Below are 16,443 nucleotides of genomic sequence, written 5' to 3' on the forward strand. Positions count from 1 at the left end.
TTTCTATCCGTTGCGATGGATGCCCGGTGGAGCTCGTGGCTGGGTTTGCGCGACTGGCGAGAAGGGTGGGTCTCCGTTCCTCGCGATGGGTCGCGGGCCTGCGGATTACGTTAGGTGTTGATGCGTTAGGGCACCATGTGGCTATCAATGATGGCCGTCATTAATGCGCATAACGGGATGCGTTTTGAATTTGGACGCTAAATATCATTTTTTTATATTTAGCGTCCCAAAATGGCGTGACGTGAGATCGGGACTCTGATACTAAAATTGAAGATTGAGTATTCTTGCTTAATCTTAATAGGTAATTTTGAGTTGGGTCATGGGCGCACGTAGCTGGAAAGGTCCCGCTTGGGTGGGATTGATCTCGCCGTTTTTTGATTATGAGGAAGAAATGGCGTCTCAAAATGGCCGCTCGGACTTGTTTTCTCTCGCGATGCGCGCGGCAGCTACAGGAGAAAGTCTGGATCAGCTGGTGCGAAGCTTCGCTTCGACTGAGCGCATTTTTGTGGCCAATTCGAGCGGCAACGTGTTCCATCTTCCGAGGATCAAGAAATCCAATGTTACGCCGTATCGCTCGCATAATAGGGCTGCGGTCGTATCTGATATCGGGCGCTTGCCATTCTCGAAGCGCGACCAGTAAGTGCGCTCAATGCCCAAGGCATCAGCTATCTCGGCCTTCTCGAGGCCCAGGGCCTCGCGTAGAATGGTGAGGCGCCGACCAATATTCTCGGGGCGCATCTCCGTGTAGGTGTGGGTCGAGAGGAGTTTTTCTTGGGCATTTGTCATGGGCTGATCATGGCCTGTGACCAATTTGGTCGCAATTTCCATTATGGCATCCTTGACCAATGACCGAATTGGTCATAATCGTGGCGTATGGAACACGATTTGACCGTCTTGCAAATTCTCAATCTCTGGCCCTCACGACGGGCTATTCTCGAAGATGCGCGTCTCCTCCGCCCAGAGATCGAGATGGTAGCGATTCATCGCTGGTTTCAGCGGGGTGTGGTGCCGGGGGCCTATGACATCGCGCTTTTGAGCGGAGCCGCCAAGCGCGGGATTGCGCTCACGGCGGATGATCTCCTTCGCGCCAGATCCGAGATGGTGCTGCGCGAGGAATGTCCTGCGGGACCGGAAAATTGATGCAGTCAAATGTTCCATGTCCCGTTTATCGCCCCCGCTGTCTTGCTGGGGAAATCAAAACTCTTGGCAAGGTGAACTGATGATGAAGGCCAGCAAGATCCGAGAAGACATTTCTGAAATCATGTCCGAGCTGCTTGTGACAGATCGCGGGCCTGCGCGGTTTCAGCCTGCTTACGAGCAATTCTCGGGGCAGATGACCGATCCGGCGCAGTTCTCGCGCCGTCGCAATGGTTCGCTAGATTGGACGGTGATGGACATCATCGTGATCCAGCATGTGACCAAGTCGGACCGTTTGAACGATTACCTGCGCAGCCTTCGCCGCAATCAGGTGGCGATGACGCCGATGGCCGAAGCGGCCAGCATGATCGAGATTGCGGCGCAAGTGTACAAGGAAAGCGGCGAGGCGGCGTCCGAGCTGGCCAAATGCGGCGACGAGGTCGACGCGCGGACGCATGCAGAGACGCTGCGCGAGCTTCGTGAGGCGAAGGCCGTCATCGAACGGGCGATTGCGCGGGTGGAGGCGATGCCGATCACGCCGGTCTTGGTGCAACGGGAGGCGCGGGCATGAGCGACGGAATGATGACGCTGGAAGAGCTTCACCGTAGCGTGCAGGCGCAGCGCAAGAGCCTGAGCAATCTGGCTTCGCTGGTAGATATTGGCGATGCGATGTCGAAAGAGGGCTGGGACGTAGCGTTCCAGCTTTCGGGCGTCACGGGGGCCTCGATCCATGTGGCTTTCGAGGGGCCGCGCGAGGAGCGGGGCGCGGCTGATGTGCCCTTGTTCGAGACGCGCCGCTTTTCGGAGGGGGATGTGGCGGGCTGTTTCAATGTCTCGCCCGAGGATTTGGATGTGCCGCGCGAGGATGCGTCAGCTGTTTTTCAGAGGGCGGTGGAGGATGTAGGCCGGTGCCTGCCTGAGGCGCTTGGTGCTTTTGCGCGGGCCGTTGTAGAACAACGCGGCCCTGAGATTGTCGATCTGCCTGCCGCGCCTGTGGCTGATGCGGATGAGGCAGAAGAGGCTGCGCCCGTGTCTGCTGTCGAGACGATGCCAGCCGATGCTGAGGATTACCGGACTGGCGCTTATACGGATGGCGAGCTGGAGAAGCTGCGCCAGCTTTATGGCGCGGGCAAGGCGGTGGCGGAGATCGCCACGGTGCTGGGGCGCCGCAATCAGTCGGTTGGTTCGAAGATCAAATACATGATCGCGAACGGTCAGTTGGAGGAGCGCGAGGCGGCACCCGCGCCCGCGCCCGCGTCTGTCGTGTCCGAGGCCAAGCAGGATCTTTCGCCTATCGCGGCCAAGTGTTTCGGGCATGTGCGGGGCCTCCGGCCTGATCCGGCGTTTGACCCTGCGACCGAGGCGGCCATGTGCAAGGCGCTGCTGGACGGCCAGTTGCAGAACATGGTTGCCGCTGACCTTGGTGTTGATGGCAAGGCCATGATGAAACGGTTCCGCCTGATCTGCGGGCCGGTGATCGGCATGGGCAAGGGGATGACCGATGCCATGATCGAGGCGCTGCAATACCGCGCGGATATGGCCAAGTCGGGCGGGGTGGCGTGATGGTCGAAAGAACAGTTGGCCCGCCGTCCCGCGTGGAAGTCCGGCCGAAACCCCGCCCGCAGGAAGTCGTCCTTTCGACGCGGCTGGCTGGCCTGAGCGGTAGTAAGGCGGTCGAGGTGGTGGCGCAGGGTGGTTGCAGCCTGTCACTGCGGGTTATCGAGGCGGGCGGCGCGGTTGACGCGGTGGTTGATCTTAGCCCGGCGATGGCGCGGGTGGTCGCGCAGAGCATCCTGAATTTCGTGGGGGATGAATGATGGGGGCGATGGTCTCAGCGGTGCGTCTCCTTAGGTTTTGCCATGAAAATATCCTTTCAGTGGCAAAGCGCGCGGCACCTCTTTTGAGTGGTGGGTGTCGTGCAAGTGCTTCCCGGCTATTGGGCGTGGTCGGGCGGCGCTATGGGGCGGTTTGCGTCAACAAACCGTCCCGCATCTTTCTTCGCTCGCATGGGTGCAAGGCGGTGATGTCTTGACCTCTACATTTGAAAACTGGGCCGCACTGTCGCGTTCGGCCAAGCCGCTGGATTGGTCCGGCCCGATTGTCTTCGGGGTCGGGCCTGCGGATGTGGTGGGCCATGCGGGCGGGAAGTCTGTCTATGTCAGTTCGCCCGTCCGTCTCAAGCTGTGCCAGGTGCCGGAAGCGGCCACGCTTTTCGCCGCACGGGCATGTGCGGAGCTGTCGCGCGTAGGCATCTGGGCGGCTTCGCCCGTAATCCTCGGGGCTGCGATGCTCGAGGTCGATATGCATCTCAAAATCAATGAGCCGGTCGGGTGGGCCAAGCAGGTCGCAGGTCTCCGCAATGCGGCTGGCGCGATCTGGGTTCCTGCCTGCCGTGGCTGGGCAAGCTGCCCGCAAATCTGGGCCGATGTGCAATGGGCCGTCTCGCATGGGGTGCCCGTCATGGTCGAAGCGAAAGGGGTAATGTGATGGGTGCGGAACGCAGCTTTACGGTGGTGGGCGATAACAGCATGCCCTTCTATCCGATCTCCGCCGAAGAACGGCTCGACAGCCACTTCTTCATCCAGTGGAACCTCAAGCGCTGGCGCAAGAGCGAGTTCCGGCAGCTGGCCGAGCCCGACGTGGGCTGGTATGGCTTCCAGCTCTTTTGCGAGGCGCATGACGAGACGCCGGTTGGCACCTTACCGACGAATGAGCGGCTGCTGGCCAAGGCACTGGGGATCACGCTTGAGCGCTGGCAGCAGCTTTGCGAACGCGAAATCACCCCGCTTCACGGCTGGTACAAGGTGCGCTGCGATAATGGCGAGGTGCGCTATGCCCATAATGTGGTGACTGAGGTGGCCGAAGAGGCGCTAAAGTCGAAGCGTCGCAACGCTGTGGAGGCCGAGAACCGGAAGGTGGCAAAGCAGCTCAAGGATCTCGAGGCGATGATCAAGGATCGGATCGGGGCAGGGCAGTTGCTGAATAACCCGATGTTCCTCGACCGGTTCAACGAGTTTCTGGAAGATCGCTACACCGGCAAGCAGCGGCGCGAGGCGTTGGTGCGCCAAGCTCTTAACGAGTTCATGGAGGTTCACGGGTGATGCGAGGCTTCTGTGTAATCAGTGATATTCTGTTACGGTTACAGAATATTCCGGAATGGTTACGGAAAATCACAGATCAAAACGGAAATGACACGGAATTTTCCGTGAATATCCGCCTGTCTTCCCTTTTTTTGCGCGGTTTCTGTAACCGCCGAAAGGAAAAGAGAAGAGATGAAAAGAAAAGAGAAATACCGGATCGCACCGCCCTGAGCCTCTTGCTTGCGGCGGGCTGCGGCCATTGCTGAGAAAGGAGCGGTGACATGGACAGTGCAGAACAAGCCAGTGGCGAGAAGCGTGTGCAGGCGATGCTGATCGAGCCGCTTTTGCGGCAGGGGCTGGCCAAGCCCTCGACCCTGACCAAGGCGGGGTTCGAGGAGATGCAGGCGGGGCTGCGCGAGCGGCTGGCCTATATGAGCGAGCTGTCGCTTTCGGCGCTGGCCGAACAGGTGGCGGCCAATCCGGGCGGCAAGGCGGGGGACCGGTTCCCGATCGCGGTGAAGATCCTCGAATGGGCCGCCGAGATCCAGCCGCCCTCCGATGATGGTAGCCCGCTTCTGCGCGCGGTCTTTGCCAACGGGATCGGGCAGGAGGCGCTGCGCGATGGCTGGGCCCCCGAGCTGCGCTTCTGGCTGAAACAGAATCGGCGCTGGCCGAATGCCTTTGTGGCCAGCCAGTTGCGCGAACAGGCGCGCGAGAACCTGCGCCGCCTGACGGTGATCGAAGAGAACCTCGCGGCGGGCCGGATGGTCAGTGATGATGATCTGGGCTTTCGCCAGCGGCGGCGGGCGGCAATGGGCAAATGCGAGACAATCGCGCGGTTGGCAGAGGCAGAGCAATGATGATGGCGGATGTGCGGCGGGACCGGATCGTGGCGGCGGGGCCTCGGGTGATGAGCGTGCGCTCGGCGCTGGAATGGGCCTTCGGGCCGGAGAACGCGCGGATGGACTTCGATCATAGCGGGGCGCATGAGTTCGATCGCGTGGGCGTCTCGCCCGAGTGGCGGATGATGCAACAGGCCAAGCTGGGCTGCCGGATCGATGGCGGCGGCGCTGGCCCCGCGCCACAGATCCACCCCGATGCGGCAATGATTGCGGCGGCGGTCGAGGCGCTGGAGCTGAACCCGATGTTCGGGCGCGAGATGGCGGTGCTGGTGGCCACGCATGCGCGGGCAGGGACCGCGCCGGATTGGCGGGGATCGCGTGTGCGGCGGGTGGTGCCGATGGCGTGGGAATTCGGTGATGATGGCCAGCAGATCGCGTCCGCTGTCGAGGGTGAAGAATGGGAGTATTTGTCGACCTGCCGGCATCGCCGAAAGGTGCGCAGTTGCTTCTGCCCGATCAGGTTTGTCGGTGGAGCAGGTGACGTTGCGCGGCGACGCCGAGCCTATCTCAACTGGTGTGGTGCGCTTCTGGAGGTGGCTTCGCAGTTGCGCGTTCCGGGCTACCTCGACACGATCATTGTCACCAGTGCGCAGCCTGTGCTCTCTCCTTGGCAAAATATCAGTTGACTGCGGCAGTCCGATTTGACATTTTGCAGTCACCACACGAGCGCCCGAAGGTTGAAAGACCTTGCGGGCGTTTTGCATTTCCAGACATTGGTGCCCCTCATGCCCCAGCCCATCCTCGACGTGTCGGGCTTCACCACGGCGCTCAACACGCTGGCCACGCGGGATGTGGTGATCGCCTCGACCTGGGCGCTCAATGACACGGTGGAGGAGGCGCGGGCGCAGGTGGCCGACCGGATGACGGTGGTCTTCGACCGGCCCACGCGGTTCACGCAGAACGCCTTTCGGGTGAAGAAAGCGCGGGCCTCGGATCTGGAAGCGGCGGTGGAGGAGCGGGCCACGATTGGCCGGCGCCATTACCTGAAGGTGCAGGAAGAGGGCGGGCCGCGCGGCCAGACGGGCTTCGAAAAGCTGCTGGCGCAGAACCTCGCCTTCGAGGGTATCATCCAGTCGGTGATCCCTGCCGAGGGCGCGCGGCTCGACGCCTATGGCAACTGGTCGACGGGCGAGCGCAATCAGGTGCTCTCGGCGCTGAATGCCCAGCGGGACCGGAGCGCCAACGAGACCACGGCCTCGCGCAAGCGCCGCCCCAAGCGGGCGCGCTACTTCGTGCCCAAGGCGGGGCTGACGCAGGACATCTACAAGCGCGGGCCGTCGGGCATTGCCGAGCGGGTGGCGATCCTGTCGGACAAGGTGCCGGTCTACCAGAAGCGCCTCGGCTTCTTCGCCGAGGCCGAACGGATCTACGAGACGCGGCTGCCCGCGCATCTGGGCCGGACGCTGGCCAAGATGATCGCCAAGCGGTTCGGCTGACCCCGCCATCCGCGCCGGATCGGCCACGGGTCCTTCCGCGGGCCTGCCCGCATGCGGGTAATTCGCACCCCGTGACTTTCGCCTGTTCGGGATCTTCCGGCAGGGGAGGTTGGGGTTGTTGTTGTTATTCTTTTCAAGGGGATGGGCCATGAGCGCCACGACGCTTGAGCAGGTGTTGCGCGATCTGGCCACCCGACGGCTGGCGACCTTCGGGGCGGGTGCCTCGTTGATCGCGCTCTAATCAGGAGAGAGTTTATGGATACCCTTGTCACGCTATCCGACGGGAGCGTGCTCGATGTCGCGCGCTTTCCGCTGCCCGAGGGGCTGACGGATGGCGTGATGAACCGCGCGCAACTGGCGGTGGCCTTTAATGTCTCCGAGAACACGGTGACCAAATGGGTGGGGCAGGGCATGCCGGTGGAAACGGCAGGCCAGAACGGCGTCAGCTACGAGTTCCAGCTGTCGCATTGCTATGCCTGGCGGCGCGCCCGCGAACAGCAGTCGCGCGAGAGCAAGGCGCGCGGCGATGCGCTGGCCATGCAGGCGTCGCTCGCCTTCCGCAATCTCGACGAAGAGCAGGAGGAAGAGGAGGGCGGGCTGACCGCCAAGCAGCTGCGCGAATGGTCGGAGGCCGAATATCACCGCAACCGCGTGGCCGAACAGCGCGGCGAGCTGGTGCGGGCCGCCAAGGTCTCGGAGCTGCTGGAAGACCTGATCGGGGTGGTGGCCACGGCCCTGGGCACGATGCCCGACCACCTCGAGCGCGATCTGGGGCTGGGGGTCGAAGAGGTCGCCAAGGTCGAGGCGCGCTGCGATCAGGTGGTGATGAAGATGCGCAATATGATCGAGCTGTCGATCATGGGCACGGCGCAGGTGACGCAGCTTGCCGATTACGAACAGCAGGATATGGGGCTTTGAGATATGGTCGAGATGATGGATCGCGGGGCCTCGGTGCTGAGCATCCCGCCGCTTCCGGCATGGATCCAGCCGCGCGAGCTCCTGGCCGATGCGCTGCCGCTGCTGGACCCACCCTCGCGGATCTCGGTCACCGATGCCGCCGAAGCCTACATGCATGTGCCGATCGGCACGGACTGGTCGCGCTTCGACCGCGCGGTGGCGCCCTATATGGTCGAGCCCGCCGATATCACCCAGTCGCGCAAGTTCAAATCGGTCTGTTTCGTGGGCCCGTCGCAATCGGCCAAGACCACGATGCTGATCACGGTGGCGGTGCATTCGGTGATGTGCGCGCCCGCGCCGGTGCAGATCATCCATATGTCGAAGCCCGATGCGGATGCATGGGTCGAGGAGAAGCTCGATCCGATGATCGAGAATTCGCGTTCGGTGCGCGACCGGCTGGGCCGCGCGCGTGATGACAGCACCTTCTCGCGCAAGCGTTTCAAGGGGATGCGGCTGACCATCGGCTATCCGGTGGCACGCCAGCTGTCCTCGCGCTCGCAGCGGCTGGTGCTGCTGACCGATTACGACCACATGCCGCAGGTTCTGGGGCCGAAGGACGCGCCCGAAGGCAGCCCCTACGGGATGGCGCGCCAGCGGATCCGCACCTTCATGTCGCGCGGCTGTGTCCTTCTGGAAAGCACGCCCGCCTTTCCGGTCACCGACGAGACCTGGAAGGCGGGGCCGCAGAACCCGCATGAGCTGCCGCCCGTCTCGGGCGGGATCGTGCGGATCTATAACGAGGGCACGCGCGGGCGGTTCTACTGGCAATGCCGCGACTGTGGCCAGCTGTTCGAGCCGCATTTCAAGCTCCTGCGTTATGACGCGACACTCGAGCCTGCCGTGGCGGGCGCGCGCGCCGAGATGGGCTGCCCGCATTGCGGCGCGCTTTACAGCCATCGCCACAAGAACGAGATGAACCGCCAGATCCTCAGGGGGCGGGGCGGCTGGCTGCATGAGGGCAGCACGGTCGGGGAGGATGGCAAACGGGCGCTGGTCACCATCGACGATCCCGATCTGCGCGCCACCGATGTGGCGAGCTATTCGCTCAACGGGGCGGCGGCGGCCTTTGCCAGCTGGGAAGGCATCGTGACCTCTTACGAGCTGGCGCTGCGACAGGCCGAGCAGTTCGGCGATTATACCGAGCTCAGCCGTGTCTACTTTACCGAACGCGGCGAGTCCTATGTGCCGCATGGGGGGCAGGTCGAGGGCGAGCTGACCACGGCCATGCTGGCCGATCATGCCGTGCGCCTCGATCAGCGCACAGCCCCCGGCTGGACACGCTTCATCACCACCTCGGTCGATGTGCAGGGCAACCGTTTCGAGGCGCTGGTCATGGCCTGGGGCGCGCAGGGCGAGCGGGTGATCATCGACCGCTTCGCGCTGGCGCAACCGCCCGAGGACGCCCCGAAGGCCAAAAACGAGGATGGCCAGTTCCGCGCGCTCGATCCCGGTCGCTATGCCGAGGATGCGGGCGTGCTGGTCGGGCTGGCGGCGCGAACCTATCCGGTGGCGGGCCAGCCCTGGGCACTCGCGCCCTGCGCGCTGGTGGTGGATTTCAACGGGCCTGCCGGATGGTCCGATCATGCCGAACGGTTCTGGCGCGCGCGCCGGCGTGCGGGCGAGGGGGATCTGTGGTTCCTCTCGATCGGGCGGGGCGGTCTCAAGCATAGCGACAGGGTCTGGTATGCCTCGCCCGAACGCGGCTCGAACGGCAAGAAGGCGCGGGCGATCAGGCTGTTGAACATGGCCACCGACCGGCTGAAGGATTCGGTTCTGGCAGCGCTGGGGCGGTTCGAACGCGGCCCCGGGGCCCAGCACACGCCCGACTGGCTGGACGAGGAACACCGCGCCGAGCTGCTGGCCGAACGCAAGGGCCCCAAAGGCTACGAGCTGAAGACCGGCGTCAAACGTAACGAGACGCTCGACCTGTCGGTGCAGGCGCTGGCGGTTGCCGAGCATAAGGGGATCAGCCGGATCAACTGGGACGCCCCGCCCGACTGGGCGCTTCTGGGGGCCGTCAATCCCTTCGCGCAGGCCTATGGGCCGGATCGGACGCCACCGGCGGATCCGGCTTCCGGCGCAGGCGCGGCCACCGGTGCGGGGGAGGCCCCCGTGCCCTCCCAATCATCCGCGCCCCCGCCGCCTGCGCGGATGGGGATCCGCTATCTTCGAGGACGCTAGAGCATGGCCTGGACCGAGGCAGACATCACCCGCATGGAACGTGCGATCGCCACCGGCGCGCGGGTGGTGCAGATCAATGGCGAGCGGGTGGAATACCGCTCGCTCGACGAGATGCGCGCCACATTGGTGCTGATGAAGGATGCGCTGCGCGGCGCGCGGCCCGGCGCCTTCAGCGTGAGCTACCCCAAGACCTTGCGAGGCCTCTGACCTATGAACCCCATTGATCGTGTGGTGACCTTCTTCAGTCCTGAAGCGGGTCTCAAACGCATGCGCGCCCGTGCGGGGGCGGCGCAGCTGATGAACTATGACGCCGCCTCGCGTGGGCGGCGCACCTATGGCTGGAAAGCGCCGGGGGCTGCGGCGGATGCGGCGGCCTTCGGCCATCGCGCGCGGCTGCGCAATCTCTCGCGCGATATGATCCGCAACCGCCCCTATGCGGCGCGCGGGCGCGATGTGGTGGTCGCCAATGTGGTGGGCGAAGGGATCACCCCCTCGATCCGTGCGCAAAGCGACCGCGAGCGCGGCCTTGTGGCCGAGGCCCTGCAGCATCTGCTGACCCCCGATATCGACAGCCTCGGCGAATATGACCTCTACGAGATGCAGGGTATCGTGATGGGGACGGTCTTTGGCGATGGCGAGGTGCTGGTGCGCAGGCGGATGCGCAACCCGCGCCATGATCCGCATCTGCGTCTGCCCTATCAGGTCGAGCTGATCGAGGCCGATTACCTCGACCAGACGGTGCAATCGTACGGGCAGAACCTCGTGGTGGAGGGCATCGAATACGGCCCCACCGGCGCGATCGAGGCCTATCACCTCTATAACGAGCATCCCGGTGCCGTGCAGAACCGCAAGGCGCTGTCCTCGACGCGGGTGCATTGGTCCGATGTCCTGCATATCCGGCGCTTCGATCGGGCGGGCCAGTTGCGCGGGGTGCCGTGGCTGGCACCTGTCATGATGACGCTGGGCGAGCTGGGCGATTATCAGGAGGCGCAGATCCTCAAACAGCGCATGGCGGCACTGATGGCCGTGGTGATCGAATGGGAGGACGCGGCCACGCGGCCCGCCAATGCGGGGGCGGGGCTGGAAGAGCTGGCCCCGGGCGCGGTGGTCAACCTCCCCGCGGGGGCCAAGCCCAACTTCACCGATCCGCCGAAGGTCGATGGCTATGACGAGTTCATGCGCCGTGGCCTTGGCATGGTCGCGATGGGGTTGGGGATCAGCTACGAGTCGCTGGCCGGTGACCTCAAGGGGGTGAACTTCTCCTCGGGGCGGATGGGCCGGATGGAGATGGACCGGCTGGTGCGCATGTGGCAGCGCAACCTGATGATCGGCCAGTTCTGTCGCGGCATGGAACGCTGGTTCCGCGAGGGGCTGGCGATGGCGGGCCAGACGGGCCTTGCCTTCACGTTGGACTGGACCCCGCCGCGCCGGATCCTTGTCGACCCCACCAAAGAGATCCCCGCCATGATCGACGAGGTCGAGGCGGGGCTGAACTCGCGCCAGCGCACCCAGCGCGAGCTGGGCCGCGATCCCGATACGATCCGCGCCGAACGGGCGCAGGATCAGGCCGAAGACAGGGCGGCGGGCCTCGCGCCGGTCCAGCCCAAAGGGGCCGAGCCGCCCGCAAAGACAGTGGAGAGTGATGATGAAGGCGACTGACCTGATTGTGGGCGGCGAGCTGATCCTGAGCGGGACGGTGCTGCTGGACGATTATGTGGGGTATATGTGGGAGGAAGATGTGTTCTTCGCCCCGCGTATGGTCCGCGAGGCACTGCAGATCCTGGGCGAGGGGCCGGTGACGGCGCGCGTCAATTCGGGCGGCGGCCATGTCTGGGCGGGCGAGCAGATCCGCGCGATCCTTGCCGCCCATCCGGGGGGCGTGACCATCGTGGTCGAGGGGCTGGCCGCCTCTGCCGCCTCGCTGCTGCTGATGGCCGGACGCACGCGCCTGATGTCGGCAGGCTCGCAGCTGATGATCCATGACCCGTCGGGATGCGTCTTCGGCACCGAGGCCGATATGCGCCGCGAGGCCGATGTGATCGGGGCCTCGGCCAATACCTATGCCGCCGTCTATGCCAGCGCCTCCGGCAAGACCCCCGAAGAGATGCGCGAGATCATGAAGGCAGAGACCTGGTACGGCCCCGAAGAGGCCGTGGCGCAGGGCTTTGCCGATGCGGTTGCGGGCGAGGAGAGCCCCACCGCGCGCCTGACACGATTTACCACGATGGAGGCGGCCCGTGCGGCCTTCATGAGCGCGGGCGCCACCTATGAGCGCCTGCTGTCCCGTCTTCCCCGATTGTCCATTGCAAAGGATGCAACCATGACCACCCCCACCGCACAAACCACCTCCCCGACGCCCGCGCCGGTCCCGCCCGCGCCGCAACCGGCACCGGTGATGGCGACCCCGCCGCAACCGGCCCCCGCGCTGCAACCGGCCCCCGATCCGGTCGCCGCCGAGCGCGCCCGCGTGAAGGGCATCCGCGAGATGGCGGCGCCGTTTCTGACCTCGGGCCGGTTGATGCAGGCCGATATCGACGCGCTTGTCGATGACGGCACGCAGGTGGCAGAGGCCGGTCTGCGGCTGATGGCGCAGATGGCGGCGGCAGAGGCCCCCACCCGCAGCCATGCACCGGCGCAGATCACCCGCGACGAGACCGACACCCGCATGGAAGGGATGATCGGCGCGCTGATGAAGAAGACCGACGGTCCGGCAGCGGACTATCGCGGGCTGCGCCTCAAGCGCATGGCGATGGATCTCGCGGGTGGCTCGCGCGGCTATGACGAGGCCGCACAGGTCAAGCGCGGCATGATGGCCACCACCATGACGGGCGGCGCATTGGGCGTCAGCGATTTCGCCTATATCACCACCGAGGTGATGAAGCGCACCCTGATCGAGGCCTATAACCGCCGCGCGGCCAGCTGGCAGCTGGTGACCGGCGCGCCGATCTCGGCGGCCGATTTCCGCGAGCTGCATGCGGTGCGCTTCGGCGGGGACTTCCAGCTCAAGCCCGTGGGCGAGAACGGCGAATATAAACAGGCCCGTCTGGTCGATGAGGCCGAAGGCCTGAAGGTCGAACGTCGGGGCCGCACCATCAACCTGACCTTCGAGGCGGTGATCAATGACGATATGGGGGCCTTCCAGCGCATCCCGACCGAGTTCGCCACCGCCGCGCGGCTGATGGAGGCGTCGATGGTCTGGACGCTGTTCCGCACCAATGCCAAGCTCAAATCCGACGGCAAGACGCTGTTCCATGCCGATCACGGCAATCTCGCGGCGCAGGCGGCGGCGATCTCGGTCACCTCGGTGGCCGCCGCGCGCAAGGCGATGTGGGAACAGCGGGCCTTCGGCTCGAAAGACAGCGATGACTTCCTGTCGATCGAGCCCGACCGGCTGATCGTGCCGCCGGCGCTGGAGCTGCCCGCCATGCAGTTCGCCGCTGCCATCACGCCGGCCAAGAATGCCGATGCCAACCCGTTCTCGAACTCGCTCACCCCCTCGACCGTGGGCAATCTCGGCGCGGCGGCGGGCGGCTCGGATACGGCCTGGTATCTTGTCTCTAGCGATATGCCCCCGATCCAGCACGCCTATCTCGAAGGCTACGAGGCCCCCACCGTCGAGACGCTCGATGGCATGAACCCCGATGTGGTGACGATGAATGCCCGCCACATCTTCGGGGCGGCGGCGGTGGAATATCGCGGCGTCTACAAGAATGCGGGCCAATAAGCGGGTCGCATAGACCGGTTTCCATGATCGGGCGAACGGGCATCCATGACGGGTGCCCGTCGCCGTTTTGACGTTAAGCGACAGGAGCTTGTGATGAAGAACTATGTAGCACCGGGCGAGCATATCACCCTGACGGCAGAGGCTGCGGTGACCGCAGGCCAGCTGGTGAAGATCGGCGCGGTGACGGGGGTGGCGCAGCACGATGCCGCTCTGGGCGATCCGGTGACGCTGGTCCGCCGTGGCGTGTTCGAGCTGCCCAAGACGGAGGCGCAGGCCTGGACGGCAGGGGCCAAGGTCTATCTGGCGGCAGAGGGCGATGTGCTGACCACCACCGCCTCGGGCAATACGCTGGTGGGGGTCGCGCTCGAGGCGACGGTCGATCCGTCCGCCGTCGGTGTGGTGCTACTGGACGGCGCGATCCGGTGACGGGGGTCTTCGAGGGCATGGCGGGGGTGCTGGCCGATGTGCTGGGCGGGCCGGTGCTCTACACGCCCAAAGGCGGGGCCCCGCGCGAGATCCGCTCGATCTTCCGCACCGAACCGATCGAGGCGGAAGATCAGGACGGCCACCCGATCGTCATCATCGCCCCCAGCTGGCGGGTGGGCCGCGATCTGGTGCCGGAGCTGGCTAGGGGCGACCGGATCGATCCGCAGACGGGGACGCTTTACACCGTCGAGCTGATCCGCCCCTCGGGCTCGCCCGCAGGGGATGCCTTTGTCATCTGCGAGCTGCGCAAGGTGCAGCCATGAGCTGCGCCCTCTATCGCGCGCGGGCCAAGGCCGCCCTTGCCAGCGCCCCCGATCTTGCGGGGGTCACGCTGGTCTCGGCCTGGGCGGGCAACTTCTCGGCCAGTGACCTGCCGGTGATGGGGGTCGCCACCCCGCGCGAGCGGGGGCGTCCGGGCACGCTCAATGCCTTCGAGCGCGAGGTGCTGTTGCAGGTGGTGATCAAACGCCTCGGCGGTGCCGAGATCGAGGATCAGCTCGACCGCGATGCGGCGGCGATCGAGGCGGCGGTGATGGGGGCCTTCGGGGCCGAGCGGCTGACGCTGACCCCCGAAGAGGTCACCACCACGCTCAATGGCGAGGGCGAGGCGGTGATCGGCACCGCCGTGGTCAGCTTCACCCTCAACTATCTCAAACCCCTGCGCGGCTAAGGCGCGGGGATCTTTCCTCATAGCAAAGGAGCTTCGCGATGCCGAAGGTCAAGAATACCGGGGCCAGTGATCTGACCCTGCCCAGCGGTCACGTCCTGCCTGCGGGCAAAGAGACCGAGATCGCGCAATCGGTGCTCGATCTGATCGACAACCGCAATGTGCTGGGCGGGCGGATCCGCTCTGGCGCGATCACCCTTGCGGCGGAGGCCAAACCCGCCACCACCACCCCCGAGAAGAAAGGCTAAGCGATGACCCAACGCACCTATATCGGCGCCACCGTGGAAGTGGCCGAAGGCAAACCGGCCACGCTGGATGCGGCGGGCTTCGGCGCGATGACCGGCTTTGCCGAGGTGGGCGAGATCCTCGAGTTCGGGGAGATCGGCGACACCTCGGAAGACACCACCGAGACCACGCTCAAGGGCCGCACGCTCCACGTCAACGGCGCGCTCGATGGCGGCACCTGCGATTTTACCTTCCTCGTGACCGGCAACACGGATGCGGGGCAGGAGATCCTGAAGGCCAAATCGAACAGCAATGACGACGTCTCGGTGAAGATCACCGACCCCGATGGCGAGGTGGTCTATCTGCACGCCAAGGTCGCCAATGTCCGCGACCGTTCGCGCACGGCCTCCACCGCCAAGGGCATGACCGGCCAGTTCCGCATCAACTCGGCGCTGGTGCGCGTGGCGCCCTAACCCCTGATCCACGCCGGGAGACTGGCGTGGCTATACGGCCCGGGGCGCGCGTGGTTCACGCGTTCCGGGCCGTTTCTTCTGAACCGGAACCACAGGGATTTACCTCATGGACTTTACCAAATTCGACAGCCGCTCTGCCGCGGACACCCCCGCCCGCCTGCATCTGAAGGACCCCGCCAATGGCGAGCCGCTCTTTGCCGATGCCGGGCGCACCAAGCCCTGCATCGTGCTGGTGCGCGGCACCGAAAGCCGCAGCGTGCAGGCGGCGCTGCGGGCGCTGCAGCGCGCCAAGCTGAAGGATAAGCCCAAGAAGGACGAGGAGGTCCGCTCGCTCGAGGATCTGCACGGCCAGATGGTCGATAGCGCCGTGCCGCTGGTCACCGGCTTCGAGAATATCGCGCGGGGCGAAGTGGCGCTGACCACCTCCGAGGACGATCTGCGCTGGTTTTTGAACCTGCAGATGATCAACGGGCAGGAGGGCGAGAAGAGCTTTGTCGAACAGGTGCTGGCCTTCGCCTCCACCCGCGAGAGCTATCTGGGAAACGCAAACGCGCGCTGATCCGCTATGCCCGCCAGCTGGGCCATCTCCATTCCACGCCCCGCTCGTGGAAGGAGACCCGGCTGGCCTTTGCGCGCCGGATGGGGCGGCCTCTGGGGCTGCCCGATCTGGACGCGGGGGCCTATCTGGTCGAGGCGATGATCCGCCTCGATCCGGTGCGCTCCACGGGGCTGGATCTGCGCGCCACCGACTGGCCCGAGATCAGCGCCTTCATGCAGGCCACGGGCCGGATCACCGAAGGCTGGGAGGCGGAACTCCTGTTCGACATGTGCGCGGGGTATTTCGAGGCAAGGCAGGCGGGGGAGGATCCGCTGGCGTTGGGATTAACGAGTTTGGACGAATAGACCTAGGCAATCAGTATATTGGTGATATTTTTGGGTTACTTAATAAGTTTCTCTTTTGCCAATGCCGATCTCATTCATTTTACGTTGGAATGCTCCTATGAAGTTCTCTGCCCTGATTGCAGTCTCGCTCTATGTCTTATCGCTTTCGGCCAGCGTAGCCGAAGCACATGGGGGTGGTTGCCGTAAATCATCCCCACCGGGCCAATGCTGCCACGCTGACAATAGCAATGGCGGGCGTGTCCATTGTCACTGAGCAAGGAATGAGCATCCGA

At 64.7% G+C, this 16,443-nt stretch carries 22 protein-coding genes; 21 read left to right on the plus strand and 1 reads right to left on the minus strand.

Going from position 1 to position 16,443, the window contains the following annotated elements; translation table 11 throughout:
• Positions 1-465 precede the first annotated feature (465 nt).
• Complete coding sequence (locus WDB86_RS00975; RefSeq protein WP_406736333.1) at positions 466-828, minus strand: helix-turn-helix domain-containing protein; 363 nt, start codon at positions 826-828, stop codon at positions 466-468.
• Between the two features lie 141 nt (positions 829-969).
• On the opposite strand from WDB86_RS00975, the gene WDB86_RS00980 reads away from it, so the two are divergent.
• From WDB86_RS00980 to WDB86_RS01080, 21 genes are all read left to right on the plus strand, one after another.
• Positions 970-1,140 carry a hypothetical protein gene (locus tag WDB86_RS00980; RefSeq protein WP_406736334.1) on the plus strand — a complete coding sequence of 57 codons (171 nt, stop codon included), beginning with the start codon at positions 970-972 and terminating at the stop codon, positions 1,138-1,140.
• 79 nt (positions 1,141-1,219) lie between these two features.
• Positions 1,220-1,708 carry a hypothetical protein gene (locus WDB86_RS00985; RefSeq protein ID WP_406736335.1) on the plus strand — a complete coding sequence of 163 codons (489 nt, stop codon included), beginning with the start codon at positions 1,220-1,222 and terminating at the stop codon, positions 1,706-1,708.
• Complete coding sequence (locus WDB86_RS00990) at positions 1,705-2,700, plus strand: hypothetical protein (protein WP_406736336.1); 996 nt, start codon at positions 1,705-1,707, stop codon at positions 2,698-2,700. Before WDB86_RS00985 ends, WDB86_RS00990 begins: the two co-directional genes overlap by 4 nt.
• Positions 2,700-2,954 carry a hypothetical protein gene (locus WDB86_RS00995; protein WP_406736337.1) on the plus strand — a complete coding sequence of 85 codons (255 nt, stop codon included), beginning with the start codon at positions 2,700-2,702 and terminating at the stop codon, positions 2,952-2,954. The genes WDB86_RS00990 and WDB86_RS00995 overlap by 1 nt, the downstream gene beginning before the upstream one ends.
• Before the next feature lie 211 nt (positions 2,955-3,165).
• Entirely contained in the window at positions 3,166-3,624 is a 459-nt protein-coding gene (locus tag WDB86_RS01000; RefSeq protein WP_406736338.1) for a DUF1937 family protein, read from the plus strand.
• Positions 3,624-4,238: a hypothetical protein gene (locus WDB86_RS01005; RefSeq protein WP_406736339.1), complete on the plus strand. Its 615-nt coding sequence runs from the start codon at positions 3,624-3,626 to the stop codon at positions 4,236-4,238. The genes WDB86_RS01000 and WDB86_RS01005 overlap by 1 nt, the downstream gene beginning before the upstream one ends.
• Positions 4,239-4,498: 260 nt before the next feature.
• Positions 4,499-5,077, plus strand: coding sequence for a hypothetical protein (locus WDB86_RS01010; protein WP_406736340.1), 579 nt, complete (start codon positions 4,499-4,501; stop codon positions 5,075-5,077).
• A complete protein-coding gene (locus WDB86_RS01015) occupies positions 5,074-5,745 on the plus strand; it encodes a hypothetical protein (RefSeq protein ID WP_406736341.1) in 672 nt (223 codons plus the stop codon). Before WDB86_RS01010 ends, WDB86_RS01015 begins: the two co-directional genes overlap by 4 nt.
• A 99-nt stretch (positions 5,746-5,844) precedes the next feature.
• The gene (locus tag WDB86_RS01020; RefSeq protein WP_406736342.1) at positions 5,845-6,555 is read left to right on the plus strand and encodes a hypothetical protein; all 711 of its coding nucleotides are present in this window, start codon (positions 5,845-5,847) and stop codon (positions 6,553-6,555) included.
• A gap of 255 nt (positions 6,556-6,810) precedes the next feature.
• Complete coding sequence (locus WDB86_RS01025) at positions 6,811-7,473, plus strand: DUF1441 family protein (RefSeq protein ID WP_339109258.1); 663 nt, start codon at positions 6,811-6,813, stop codon at positions 7,471-7,473.
• A gap of 3 nt (positions 7,474-7,476) precedes the next feature.
• Positions 7,477-9,693 carry a terminase gpA endonuclease subunit gene (locus tag WDB86_RS01030; RefSeq protein ID WP_406736343.1) on the plus strand — a complete coding sequence of 739 codons (2,217 nt, stop codon included), beginning with the start codon at positions 7,477-7,479 and terminating at the stop codon, positions 9,691-9,693.
• A gap of 3 nt (positions 9,694-9,696) precedes the next feature.
• Positions 9,697-9,900, plus strand: coding sequence for a phage head-tail joining protein (locus WDB86_RS01035; protein ID WP_339109260.1), 204 nt, complete (start codon positions 9,697-9,699; stop codon positions 9,898-9,900).
• 3 nt (positions 9,901-9,903) lie between these two features.
• Positions 9,904-11,352: a phage portal protein gene (locus tag WDB86_RS01040; protein WP_406736344.1), complete on the plus strand. Its 1,449-nt coding sequence runs from the start codon at positions 9,904-9,906 to the stop codon at positions 11,350-11,352.
• Positions 11,336-13,417: a head maturation protease, ClpP-related gene (locus WDB86_RS01045; RefSeq protein ID WP_406736345.1), complete on the plus strand. Its 2,082-nt coding sequence runs from the start codon at positions 11,336-11,338 to the stop codon at positions 13,415-13,417. Before WDB86_RS01040 ends, WDB86_RS01045 begins: the two co-directional genes overlap by 17 nt.
• A gap of 93 nt (positions 13,418-13,510) precedes the next feature.
• Positions 13,511-13,843: a DUF2190 family protein gene (locus WDB86_RS01050; protein ID WP_406736346.1), complete on the plus strand. Its 333-nt coding sequence runs from the start codon at positions 13,511-13,513 to the stop codon at positions 13,841-13,843.
• The gene (locus WDB86_RS01055; RefSeq protein WP_406720717.1) at positions 13,840-14,166 is read left to right on the plus strand and encodes a hypothetical protein; all 327 of its coding nucleotides are present in this window, start codon (positions 13,840-13,842) and stop codon (positions 14,164-14,166) included. Before WDB86_RS01050 ends, WDB86_RS01055 begins: the two co-directional genes overlap by 4 nt.
• A complete protein-coding gene (locus WDB86_RS01060; RefSeq protein ID WP_406736347.1) occupies positions 14,163-14,573 on the plus strand; it encodes a hypothetical protein in 411 nt (136 codons plus the stop codon). The genes WDB86_RS01055 and WDB86_RS01060 overlap by 4 nt, the downstream gene beginning before the upstream one ends.
• Positions 14,574-14,611: 38 nt before the next feature.
• Positions 14,612-14,818, plus strand: coding sequence for a hypothetical protein (locus WDB86_RS01065; RefSeq protein ID WP_406720430.1), 207 nt, complete (start codon positions 14,612-14,614; stop codon positions 14,816-14,818).
• 3 nt (positions 14,819-14,821) lie between these two features.
• On the plus strand, positions 14,822-15,268 hold the full coding sequence (locus WDB86_RS01070; RefSeq protein ID WP_339109267.1) for a hypothetical protein: 447 nt from the start codon (positions 14,822-14,824) through the stop codon (positions 15,266-15,268).
• A 106-nt stretch (positions 15,269-15,374) separates the two neighbouring features.
• A complete protein-coding gene (locus WDB86_RS01075; protein ID WP_406736348.1) occupies positions 15,375-15,827 on the plus strand; it encodes a hypothetical protein in 453 nt (150 codons plus the stop codon).
• A gap of 80 nt (positions 15,828-15,907) precedes the next feature.
• On the plus strand, positions 15,908-16,171 hold the full coding sequence (locus WDB86_RS01080; RefSeq protein ID WP_406736349.1) for a hypothetical protein: 264 nt from the start codon (positions 15,908-15,910) through the stop codon (positions 16,169-16,171).
• Positions 16,172-16,443 lie beyond the last annotated feature (272 nt).

This window comes from Thioclava sp. GXIMD4215, assembly GCF_045291555.1.
GTDB lineage: Bacteria > Pseudomonadota > Alphaproteobacteria > Rhodobacterales > Rhodobacteraceae > Thioclava > Thioclava litoralis.

Coding starts and splice junctions, on each gene's coding strand:
- WDB86_RS00975 (WP_406736333.1), bottom strand. CDS start 828: ATGGAAATTGCGACCAAATTGGTCACAGGCCATGATCAGCCCATGACA.
- WDB86_RS00980 (WP_406736334.1), top strand. CDS start 970: ATGGTAGCGATTCATCGCTGGTTTCAGCGGGGTGTGGTGCCGGGGGCC.
- WDB86_RS00985 (WP_406736335.1), top strand. CDS start 1,220: ATGATGAAGGCCAGCAAGATCCGAGAAGACATTTCTGAAATCATGTCC.
- WDB86_RS00990 (WP_406736336.1), top strand. CDS start 1,705: ATGAGCGACGGAATGATGACGCTGGAAGAGCTTCACCGTAGCGTGCAG.
- WDB86_RS00995 (WP_406736337.1), top strand. CDS start 2,700: ATGGTCGAAAGAACAGTTGGCCCGCCGTCCCGCGTGGAAGTCCGGCCG.
- WDB86_RS01005 (WP_406736339.1), top strand. CDS start 3,624: ATGGGTGCGGAACGCAGCTTTACGGTGGTGGGCGATAACAGCATGCCC.
- WDB86_RS01010 (WP_406736340.1), top strand. CDS start 4,499: ATGGACAGTGCAGAACAAGCCAGTGGCGAGAAGCGTGTGCAGGCGATG.
- WDB86_RS01015 (WP_406736341.1), top strand. CDS start 5,074: ATGATGATGGCGGATGTGCGGCGGGACCGGATCGTGGCGGCGGGGCCT.
- WDB86_RS01020 (WP_406736342.1), top strand. CDS start 5,845: ATGCCCCAGCCCATCCTCGACGTGTCGGGCTTCACCACGGCGCTCAAC.
- WDB86_RS01025 (WP_339109258.1), top strand. CDS start 6,811: ATGGATACCCTTGTCACGCTATCCGACGGGAGCGTGCTCGATGTCGCG.
- WDB86_RS01030 (WP_406736343.1), top strand. CDS start 7,477: ATGGTCGAGATGATGGATCGCGGGGCCTCGGTGCTGAGCATCCCGCCG.
- WDB86_RS01035 (WP_339109260.1), top strand. CDS start 9,697: ATGGCCTGGACCGAGGCAGACATCACCCGCATGGAACGTGCGATCGCC.
- WDB86_RS01040 (WP_406736344.1), top strand. CDS start 9,904: ATGAACCCCATTGATCGTGTGGTGACCTTCTTCAGTCCTGAAGCGGGT.
- WDB86_RS01045 (WP_406736345.1), top strand. CDS start 11,336: ATGATGAAGGCGACTGACCTGATTGTGGGCGGCGAGCTGATCCTGAGC.
- WDB86_RS01050 (WP_406736346.1), top strand. CDS start 13,511: ATGAAGAACTATGTAGCACCGGGCGAGCATATCACCCTGACGGCAGAG.
- WDB86_RS01060 (WP_406736347.1), top strand. CDS start 14,163: ATGAGCTGCGCCCTCTATCGCGCGCGGGCCAAGGCCGCCCTTGCCAGC.
- WDB86_RS01065 (WP_406720430.1), top strand. CDS start 14,612: ATGCCGAAGGTCAAGAATACCGGGGCCAGTGATCTGACCCTGCCCAGC.
- WDB86_RS01070 (WP_339109267.1), top strand. CDS start 14,822: ATGACCCAACGCACCTATATCGGCGCCACCGTGGAAGTGGCCGAAGGC.
- WDB86_RS01075 (WP_406736348.1), top strand. CDS start 15,375: ATGGACTTTACCAAATTCGACAGCCGCTCTGCCGCGGACACCCCCGCC.
- WDB86_RS01080 (WP_406736349.1), top strand. CDS start 15,908: ATGGGGCGGCCTCTGGGGCTGCCCGATCTGGACGCGGGGGCCTATCTG.